We start from the raw sequence: 9,241 nt of genomic DNA on the forward strand, positions 1-9,241 counted from the left end.
TAATCTTTGACGCTTTCTTTACGGAGGAGGTCCTTTGTGCGGCGCACGGGTGCGCCAACGCAGACACCGCGTCCGGCGCTGTCAGTGGCTGCGCCTATGGTTGCTCCAGCACTCCTGGACCACCCTGCCCCGCGAAGGACAGCGATGCCCGCCACCACAACCGCCCCTTCCGCCGCTACGACGGCCGGCAAGACGAGCCGGAAGCGGGGGCGCCGCCTGAGGCTGTTCGTGCTCGTCCTGGTGCTGGCGCTCGTGGCGGGTGTCGCCTACGGCGCGTACTGGGGAGTGAGCACCGTGCGTGCCTCCTTCCCGCAGACCACCGGCACCATCAAGCTCCCGGGCCTGGCCGGCCAGGTCGAGGTCAAGCGCGACGACTACGGCGTCCCGCAGATCTACGCGGACAGTGACGCGGACCTGTTCATGGCCCAGGGCTACGTCCAGGCGCAGGACCGCTTCTGGGAGATGGACGTCCGCCGCCACATGACCTCGGGCCGGCTCTCGGAGATGTTCGGCAGCGGCCAGGTCGACACCGACGCCTTCCTGCGCACGCTGGGCTGGCGCAAGGTCGCGCAGCAGGAGTACGACACCAAGCTGTCGCCCTCGACGAAGAAGTACCTCCAGGCGTACTCGGCGGGGGTGAACGCGTATCTGAAGGGCAAGGACGGCAAGGACATCTCCGTCGAGTACGCGGCCCTCGGCTTCACCAACGACTACACGCCGGAGGCCTGGTCGCCGGTCGACTCGGTGGCCTGGCTCAAGGCGATGGCCTGGGACCTGCGCGGCAACATGCAGGAGGAGATCGACCGCTCGCTGATGACCAGCCGGCTCAGCGCCCAGCAGATCAAGGACCTGTACCCGGCGTATCCCGCCGCCCACCGCCCCATCGTGGACGAGGGCTCGTACAACAAGGCCACCGGGAAGTTCGACCCCCAGAAGCCCCCCGCGAGCGGTGACGGCACCTCAGGCACCGCCCAGGGGGCGCTCCAGGGCATGCAGAGCCAGCTCTCCTCGCTGTCCGACACCCTCGACAAGATCCCGGCGCTGCTCGGCCCCAACGGCAGCGGGATCGGCTCCAACTCCTGGGTGGTGTCCGGCAAGTACACGACGACGGGCATGCCGCTGCTCGCCAACGACCCGCACCTCGCGCCGATGATGCCCTCGCTCTGGTACCAGATGGGCCTGCACTGCAGGACGGTCTCCAGCAGCTGCGGCTACGACGTGGCGGGCTACACCTTCTCCGGCATGCCCGGCGTGGTCATCGGCCACAACCAGGACGTCTCCTGGGGCTTCACCAACCTCGGCGCCGATGTGACCGACCTGTACCTGGAGAAGATCTCCGGCTCCAACTACCTCTACGACAACGAGGAGAAGCCGCTCGCCACGCGCGAGGAGGTCATCAAGGTGGCCGGCGGAGCCAGCAAGACCATCACCATCCGCGAGACCGGCAACGGTCCGCTGGTCTCCGACCGCAACGACGAGCTGGAGAAGGTCGGCCAGAAGGCGCCCGTCAACGCGGCGGCACCCGATCGCGGCTCCGGCTACGCGGTCGCCCTGAAATGGACCGCGCTGGAACCCGGCAAGTCCATGGACGCCGTCTTCGAGCTGGACAGGGCCGCCGACTTCAAGTCCTTCCGGGCCGCGGCCAAGGACTTCGAAGTCCCCTCCCAGAACCTGATCTACGCCGACACCAAGGGCAACATCGGCTACCAGGCGCCGGGCAAGATCCCGGTGCGCGCCGAAGGTGTCGACGGCACGATGCCCGCCCCCGGCTGGGACTCCAAGTACGCTTGGAAGAAGTACATCCCCTTCGACGCGCTGCCCTACGAGTACAACCCGTCGCGCGGCTTCATCGTCACCGCCAACCAGGCCGTGATCGACGACAAGAAGTACCCGTACCTGCTCACCAAGGACTGGGGATACGGCACCCGAAGCCAGCGGATCAACGACCTCATCGAGTCGAAGATCAAGGGCGGCGGGAAGATCTCCACCGAGGACATGCAGAAGATGCAGATGGACAACAGCAGCGAGATCGCCGCGCTGCTGACGCCCGCCCTGCTCAAGATCGACGTGTCGGACCCCTCGGTTCGCGAGGCCCAGAAGCTCCTTGAGGGCTGGGACTACACCCAGGAGAACGACTCGGCGGCCGCCGCCTACTTCAACGCGGTGTGGCGCAACGTCCTGAAGCTGGCGTTCGGCAACAAGCTGCCCAAGGAGCTGCGCCCCAAGGGCGAGTGCCTGTACGTGACTCCGCCGGCCGGCACCGGCCCGGTCGACGACCCCAACCAGAAGGTCATGGAGTGCGGCGAGCGCGACGGCGACTCGGCGCAGCCGGACGGCGGCGACCGCTGGTTCGAGGTCGTGCGCAAAATCTTCAACGACCAGAACAACGCCTGGTGGCAGTCGCCACAGACCCGTACGGACAAGGCGACCACCACCCGCGACCAGCTGCTCGCGCGCGCCCTGAAGGACGCCCGCTGGGAGCTGACCGCCAAGCTCGGCAAGGACACCACGACCTGGACCTGGGGCCGGCTGCACCAGCTGATGCTGAAGAACCAGACCCTCGGCAAGGAGGGCCCGGGCTTCCTGCAGTACATCCTCAACCGCGGCCCGTGGAACCTGGGCGGCGGCGAGGCCGCCGTCAACGCCACCGGCTGGAACGCGGCGAGCGGCGACTACGGCGTCACCTGGGTCCCGTCCATGCGGATGGTCGTGAACCTCAAGGACTTCGACAAGTCCAAGTGGATCAACCTCACCGGCGCCTCCGGCCACGCCTACAGCGCGCACTACTCGGACCAGACCGAGAAGTGGGCCAAGGGCCAGCTCCTGGACTGGTCGTTCGGCGCGAAGGCGGTCGACGGCGCGACCGTGGACACGCTGAAGCTCACGCCGTAGTACGGAGCTTCACGCGGTGAAGCGCGTCACCCCGTAGGGGGTGACGACAGCCTGCACGGGGTGGTCGTGCGGTTCCTCGGGGACCCGCGCGACCACCTCGTCCGCGTAGAGGAGCACCACCAGGGCGGGTGCGTTCCCGCAGGCTTCGATGCGGGCCAGGACCCGGTCGTAGGAGCCGCCGCCCCGGCCGAGCCGCATCCCGCGGGAGTCCACGGCGAGGCCGGGCAGCAGCACGGTGTCCGCGGCCGTCACGGCGTCGGGGCCGAGCCGGGGGCCGTCCGGTTCGAGCAGTCCGCGCCCGGCCCGCACCAGGTGCCCGGGCCCGTCGTAGGCGGCCCAGTCCAGGTCGTTGTCAGCGAGCAGCACCGGAAGCAGTACCCGCACGCCCCGGGCGCGCAGCGCGTCGATGAGGGTGCGGGTGCCCGGTTCGCGGCCCACCGAGACGTACGCCGCCACCATGCCGGCCCGCGCGAGTTCGGGCAGCGCGAGGGCCTGTCCGGCGAGCGCCTGGGCCGAGGCGCACAGCTCGTCGTCGCTCAGCTGCTTCCTGGCGTCGAGGAGGCTGCGCCGCAAGAGGGACTTTTCAGACGTCTGATCACTCACCGTGCTTCTGTAATCCCCTCAAATGCGCGGGTAAGGGAGCGAATTCACCTGAGGACAATCTTGCGCACATACGCAGCGGATAGGGTGCCCGCATGACTCAGTCGCCCCCTCGGATCACCAAGGCTGTCATCCCCGCCGCCGGGCTCGGCACCCGGTTCCTTCCGGCCACCAAGGCCACGCCGAAGGAGATGCTGCCGGTGGTGGACAAGCCGGCCATCCAGTACGTGGTGGAGGAGGCGGTGGCGGCGGGCCTGTCGGACGTGCTCATGGTCACCGGCCGCAACAAGCGCCCCCTTGAGGACCACTTCGACCGGAACTACGAGCTGGAGTCGGCGCTGACCCGCAAGGGCGACGCCGACCGGCTCGCGAAGGTGCAGGAGTCCAGCGACCTCGCGACGATGCACTACGTACGCCAGGGGGACCCGCGAGGGCTCGGGCACGCGGTCCTGTGTGCGGCCCCGCACGTCGGCAGCCAGCCCTTCGCGGTGCTCCTCGGCGACGACCTGATCGACGCGCGGGACGACTTGCTGTCGCGGATGGTGGAGGTCCAGGAACGCCAGGGTGGCAGTGTGATCGCGCTGATGGAGGTCGATCCGGAGCAGATCCACCTCTATGGCTGCGCGGCCGTCGAAACCACCGCCGAGAGTGATGTCGTACGCGTCACCGGACTCGTCGAGAAGCCCGAGGCGTCCGAGGCGCCCTCCAACCTCGCCATCATCGGCCGCTACGTCCTGGACCCGGCCGTCTTCGACGTACTGCGCACCACCGCACCCGGCCGGGGCGGCGAGATCCAGCTCACCGACGCCCTCCAGCAGCTCGCGGTGGACGAGTCGATCGGCGGCCCGGTGCACGGCGTCGTCTTCAAGGGCCGGCGCTATGACACCGGCGATCGCGGAGACTATCTGCGCGCCATTGTCAGACTGGCGTGCGAACGTGAAGACCTGGGCCCGGACTTCAAGGCCTGGCTTCGCCGGTACGTCACCGAGGAGATGCAGACACCGTGAGCAACCCGATCTGGTCGGTGGACGAGCACCTGGACGACATCCTCGCCGCGGTCAGGCCGCTCGAACCCATCGAGCTGCAACTGCCCGACGCCCAGGGCTGCGTCCTGGTCGAGGACGTCACGGTGCCCGTCGCGCTGCCGCCCTTCGACAACAGCTCGATGGACGGCTACGCGGTGCGCACCGCCGATGTCGCGGGCGCCAGCGAGGAGTTCCCCGCGGTGCTCACCGTCATCGGCGATGTCGCGGCGGGCAGCGGCGAACTGCCCACCGTGGGCCCCGGCCAGGCCGCCCGGATCATGACCGGCGCCCCCATGCCGCCCGGCGCCGAAGCCGTCGTCCCGGTCGAGTGGACCGACGGCGGCACCGGCCAGGGCGCCGCCACCGCCATGCGCCCGGCCGGCCACGCCCCCGAAGGGGCGAGCGGCGAAGTCCGGGTGCACCGCCCCGCCGAGGCGCGCGCCCACGTCCGCGCGCGGGGCAGCGACGTCCGGGCCGGCGACCTCGCGCTGCGGGCGGGCACCGTGCTCGGCCCGCCCCAGATCGGCCTGCTCGCCGCGATCGGCCGCGGCACCGTCACCGTACGGCCGCGCCCGCGCGTGGTGGTGCTCTCCACCGGGAGCGAACTGGTCCAGCCCGGCGAGGAGTTGGGCGCGGGCCAGATCTACGACTCCAACAGCTTCGCCCTCGCGGCGGCCGCCCGGGACGCGGGCGCCATCGCCTACCGGGTCGGCGCGGTCACCGACGACGCCGCGGTGCTGCGCGACACCATCGAGGACCAGCTGATCCGCGCCGACCTCCTGGTCACCACCGGCGGGGTCAGCGTGGGAGCGTACGACGTCGTGAAGGAGGCGCTGTCCTCCGTCGGCGACGAGGACGAGCCGGGCAGCGGCATCGACTTCCGCAAGCTGAAGATGCAGCCGGGCAAGCCCCAGGGCTTCGGCTCGATCGGCCCCGACCACACCCCGCTCCTCGCGCTGCCCGGCAACCCGGTGTCGTCGTACGTCTCCTTCGAGCTGTTCGTACGCCCCGCGATCCGCACCCTGATGGGTCTGAAAGACGTGCACCGGCCCACGGTGCGCGCCGTCCTGAAGGCCGACAAGGCGCTCTCCTCGCCGGCGGACCGGCGCCAGTTCCTGCGCGGCACCCACGACGCCGGGGCGGGCAGCGTCAGCCCGGTCGGCGGGACCGGATCGCATCTGATCGCGGCCCTCGCGCAGGCCGACTGCCTGATCGTGATCCCCGAGGACACCACATCGGCGGAGCCCGGCAGCGAGGTCGACGTGATCCTGCTCGGCTGAGTGTCAGTCGGTGGGGGTACGGTGTCTGCCCACAGAAGCCGTACCGGGAGCGCCACCGAATGAGTACGACGCAAGGCAGGCTCACGCACATCGACGAGGCGGGCGCGGCCCGCATGGTCGACGTCTCCGCGAAGGACGTCACGGCCCGCACCGCCCGCGCGAGCGGCCGCGTGCTCGTCTCGCCGCGTGTGGTGGAACTCCTGCGCGGCGAGGGCGTCCCCAAGGGCGACGCGCTGGCCACCGCCCGGATCGCCGGCATCATGGGCGCCAAGCGCACCCCCGACCTCATCCCGCTCTGCCACCCCCTCGCGGTCTCCGGCGTGAAGCTGGACCTCAAGGTCGCCGACGACGCGGTGGAGATCCTCGCGACGGTCAAGACCACCGACCGCACGGGCGTCGAGATGGAGGCGCTGACCGCCGTGTCCGTGGCCGCGCTCACCGTCGTGGACATGATCAAGGCGGTCGACAAGGGCGCCGTCATCACCGACATCCGGGTCGAGGAGAAGACCGGCGGCAAGTCCGGCGACTGGCACCGGCCCGGCACCGAGGCGGCCGGCGCGTGACCGCGCCCCAGCAGGACCGGGCCGCTCCCACCAGGCCGGGCCCGCAGGCCGCGACGCCCTTCCCCGCAGGCGGTGAGGCGCTCGGCGCGGCCCTGCGCGCCCCGTACGCGGCCCTCGTGGTGACGGCCTCCAACCGTGCGGCCGCTGGTGTGTACGCGGACAAGGGCGGCCCGCTGCTCGCCGAGGGCCTCGCCGCCATCGGCTTCGCGGTGGACGGGCCGCTGGTCGTGCCCGACGGCGACCCGGTCGGGCAGGCGCTGCGCGCCGGAGCGGCCGCCGGGTACGACGTGATCGTCACCACCGGCGGCACCGGCATCTCGCCCACCGACCGCACGCCGGACGCCACCCGGGGCGTCATCGACTACGAGGTGCCCGGCATCCCCGAGGCCATCCGCGCCGAGGGCCTGGCCAAGGTTCCCACCGCCGCGCTCTCCCGGGGCCTGGCCGGAGTCGCCGGCGGCCGCACCCTGATCGTCAACCTGCCGGGCTCCACCGGCGGCGTACGCGACGGACTCGCCGTCCTGGCGCGGATCCTGGTGCACGCCGTCGACCAGATCCGCGGCGGCGACCACCCGAGACCCGCGGGGAGCCCGAGCTGAACGTTCCTTCCTGGCCGGTCGAGCTGGCGGAGGGCGATGTGGTCCTCCGCCCCATAAAGCTGCGCGACCAGCGGGCCTGGCGCGAGGTCAACCGGCGCAACCGCGACTGGCTGCGGCCCTGGGAGGCGACGGTCCCGCCGCCCGCGCCCGGCGCGCCCTTCGCCCAGCGCCCCACCTACCGGCAGATGGTCCGCCATCTGCGCGCCGAGGCCAACGCGGGCCGCATGCTGCCGTTCGTCATCGAGTACCAGGGCCGCTTGGTGGGCCAGTTGACGGTCGCGGGGATGACCTGGGGCTCGATGTGCTCGGGCCATGTCGGCTACTGGGTGGACCGGGAGGTGGCGGGCCGCGGTGTGATGCCGACGGCCGTCGCGCTCGCCGTGGACCACTGCTTCCGCACGGTCGGGCTGCACCGCATGGAGGTCTGCATTCGCCCCGAGAACGGGCCAAGTCGCCGGGTGGTGGAAAAGCTCGGCTTCCGCGAGGAGGGCCTGCGCCCGCGCTATCTCCACATCGACGGCGCATGGCGCGATCACCTGGTGTACGCGCTCACGGCCGAGGAGGTTCCCGAGGGGCTCCTTGCCCGGTGGCAGCGGGCGCGGCAGTCGCATCACGAGAAATAAAATAAATGTTCGAATTCGTTCGCGATCTGATCCCTTCGCTCCGCCGAACGATCTGAAGAATCACAAAAAAAGCCGGTGATATCAGCCAGATCGTGCGACACACCGGCTCAATTGGCGTATCCCCGCGCGCCCGTCCCTCTACGGTGTGGTGTGTGAGCAGCAGCGGCCTCATTTACGCAGTCATCGTCGGGGCCTGGGCCGCCTACTTGGTGCCGATGTGGCTCCGCAGGCAGGACGAGCTCAACGAGGCCCGACCGACGGAACGCTTCAGCACCGCCATCCGGCTGCTGTCCGGACGGTCGGCCATGGAGCGCCGGTACGCCAAGGAGCTGCGGCAGCGGGCCGCCGAAGAGGCGGCGTCCGAGGCGGGCCCCGCGGTCCCCCCGGACGCCCTGACGGAACCCCTCGCCGCGCCCGGGGAGCCCGCGGGCGCCCGGGACTTCGCCGTGCCCCAGCCCCGCCCCCAGCGCCCCGCCCGCCAGGAGCAGCCCGAGCCCCACGTACAGCCGGAGCACCACGCGCACCCGGTGGACCACGGGCACCCGGAGCGCCACGTGCACCCGGAGCACCGGGCGCACCCGGCGGATCACGCGCACCCGGAGCCCCCCATGCACCCGGAACGTCAGGAGCGCCGCGAGCGCCCGGCCGAGGAGTCCCGGCGCGAGCGCCCCGCGAACCGCGACCGCGCCACGAACGCCGCCTCGGCGGAGCGGGCCCGGCGCGCCCAGCGCAGCGCGGTGCTCGCGCGGCGCCGGCGCACCACCGTCGTCCTCTTCCTCGCCTTCACGCTGGGCGCGGTCGTCGCGGCGGTCGGCGGGCTCGGCTTCCTGTGGGCGCCGGCCATCCCGGCCGTCCTGCTGAGCGCGTACATCGTGCATCTGCGCATCCAGGAGCGGCGGCGCTTCGCCTTCACCATGGACCGCCGACGCGCCGAGGCCGCGGCCCAGCGGCTGCGCGAGAGCAGGCCGCGTACCAGGGCCGCGGCGCCGAGTGCCGAGCCGGACGACGAAGCGGAGTCCCACCAGGCGCCGCCGGTGCCCGAACCAGCGCCCGCCCCGGCCGTCTCCCCGCAGGAGGCGGGCCGGCGCGCGCTGGTCGAGCAGACCGACCACGCGGAGTGGGTCGACCAGCAGCGCGAGCGCGGGCCCGAGCGCGGCGACAGCTGGGACCCGGTGCCGGTCCCGCTGCCCACGTACGTCACCGCGCCGGTCGCCCCGCGCGCCACCGGCAGCATCGACTTCGGCGCCCCGGACACCTGGTCCTCGGCCCGCTCCTCGACGGCCGAGCCCACCCCGGCCGGGCCCGCCGCCGAGCCGCCGCCGCGCCGACGCTCGGGCCCAAGTCGCCGCCGGACCCCGCTCTTCGACCAGTACGCGGACGAGGACCGGCCCCGCGCCGCCAATGAGTGAGCCGGCTCTCGCTGACCAGCGGGGAACGGATTTCCAAGCACTCCGATCGGGGTGCTAAAGTTTCACTCGTTGCAAGGGCCTGTGGCGCAGTCCGGTAGCGCACCTCGTTCGCATCGAGGGGGTCAGGGGTTCGAATCCCCTCAGGTCCACAACAACGACTGTTCTTGAGTTAGCTCGGGAGCGGTTGACGAGATCCTGTCCGATCGGAAGATCGGGCGGGATCTTTGTCGTTTCCGGGGTGTGTTCGATG

The 9,241-nt window shown here is 71.3% G+C and carries 8 protein-coding genes and 1 tRNA gene; 8 read left to right on the forward strand and 1 reads right to left on the reverse strand.

Annotated elements, in window-relative coordinates:
• Positions 1-144: 144 nt before the first annotated feature.
• On the forward strand, positions 145-2,892 hold the full coding sequence (locus ACIBK6_RS30775; RefSeq protein ID WP_399054703.1) for a penicillin acylase family protein: 2,748 nt from the start codon (positions 145-147) through the stop codon (positions 2,890-2,892).
• A 9-nt stretch (positions 2,893-2,901) separates the two neighbouring features.
• Here ACIBK6_RS30775 and ACIBK6_RS30780 read toward each other — a convergent pair whose 3' ends face one another.
• A complete protein-coding gene (locus tag ACIBK6_RS30780; RefSeq protein WP_399054704.1) occupies positions 2,902-3,495 on the reverse strand; it encodes a 5-formyltetrahydrofolate cyclo-ligase in 594 nt (197 codons plus the stop codon).
• Positions 3,496-3,587: 92 nt separating this feature from the next.
• On the opposite strand from ACIBK6_RS30780, the gene galU reads away from it, so the two are divergent.
• The 7 genes from galU to ACIBK6_RS30815 all read left to right on the forward strand — a co-directional run bounded on the left by galU (position 3,588) and on the right by ACIBK6_RS30815 (position 9,140).
• Positions 3,588-4,499, forward strand: coding sequence for a UTP--glucose-1-phosphate uridylyltransferase GalU (gene galU / locus ACIBK6_RS30785; protein ID WP_399054705.1), 912 nt, complete (start codon positions 3,588-3,590; stop codon positions 4,497-4,499).
• The gene (gene glp / locus ACIBK6_RS30790) at positions 4,496-5,797 is read left to right on the forward strand and encodes a gephyrin-like molybdotransferase Glp (RefSeq protein WP_399054706.1); all 1,302 of its coding nucleotides are present in this window, start codon (positions 4,496-4,498) and stop codon (positions 5,795-5,797) included. Before galU ends, glp begins: the two co-directional genes overlap by 4 nt.
• Before the next feature lie 59 nt (positions 5,798-5,856).
• Positions 5,857-6,360, forward strand: a complete 504-nt coding sequence (gene moaC, locus ACIBK6_RS30795) for a cyclic pyranopterin monophosphate synthase MoaC (protein ID WP_399054707.1) — start codon at positions 5,857-5,859, stop codon at positions 6,358-6,360.
• Positions 6,361-6,452: 92 nt separating this feature from the next.
• Positions 6,453-6,959, forward strand: a complete 507-nt coding sequence (locus ACIBK6_RS30800) for a molybdenum cofactor biosynthesis protein B (protein WP_399054718.1) — start codon at positions 6,453-6,455, stop codon at positions 6,957-6,959.
• On the forward strand, positions 6,956-7,582 hold the full coding sequence (locus ACIBK6_RS30805; RefSeq protein ID WP_399054719.1) for a GNAT family N-acetyltransferase: 627 nt from the start codon (positions 6,956-6,958) through the stop codon (positions 7,580-7,582). The genes ACIBK6_RS30800 and ACIBK6_RS30805 overlap by 4 nt, the downstream gene beginning before the upstream one ends.
• Positions 7,583-7,734: 152 nt before the next feature.
• Positions 7,735-8,991 carry a gephyrin-like molybdotransferase receptor GlpR gene (gene glpR, locus ACIBK6_RS30810; protein WP_399054708.1) on the forward strand — a complete coding sequence of 419 codons (1,257 nt, stop codon included), beginning with the start codon at positions 7,735-7,737 and terminating at the stop codon, positions 8,989-8,991.
• Between the two features lie 75 nt (positions 8,992-9,066).
• Positions 9,067-9,140, forward strand: a tRNA-Ala gene (locus ACIBK6_RS30815).
• The last annotated feature ends 101 nt before the right edge of the window (positions 9,141-9,241 follow it).

It is taken from the genome of Streptomyces sp. NPDC050485, assembly GCF_044458185.1.
GTDB lineage: Bacteria > Actinomycetota > Actinomycetes > Streptomycetales > Streptomycetaceae > Streptomyces.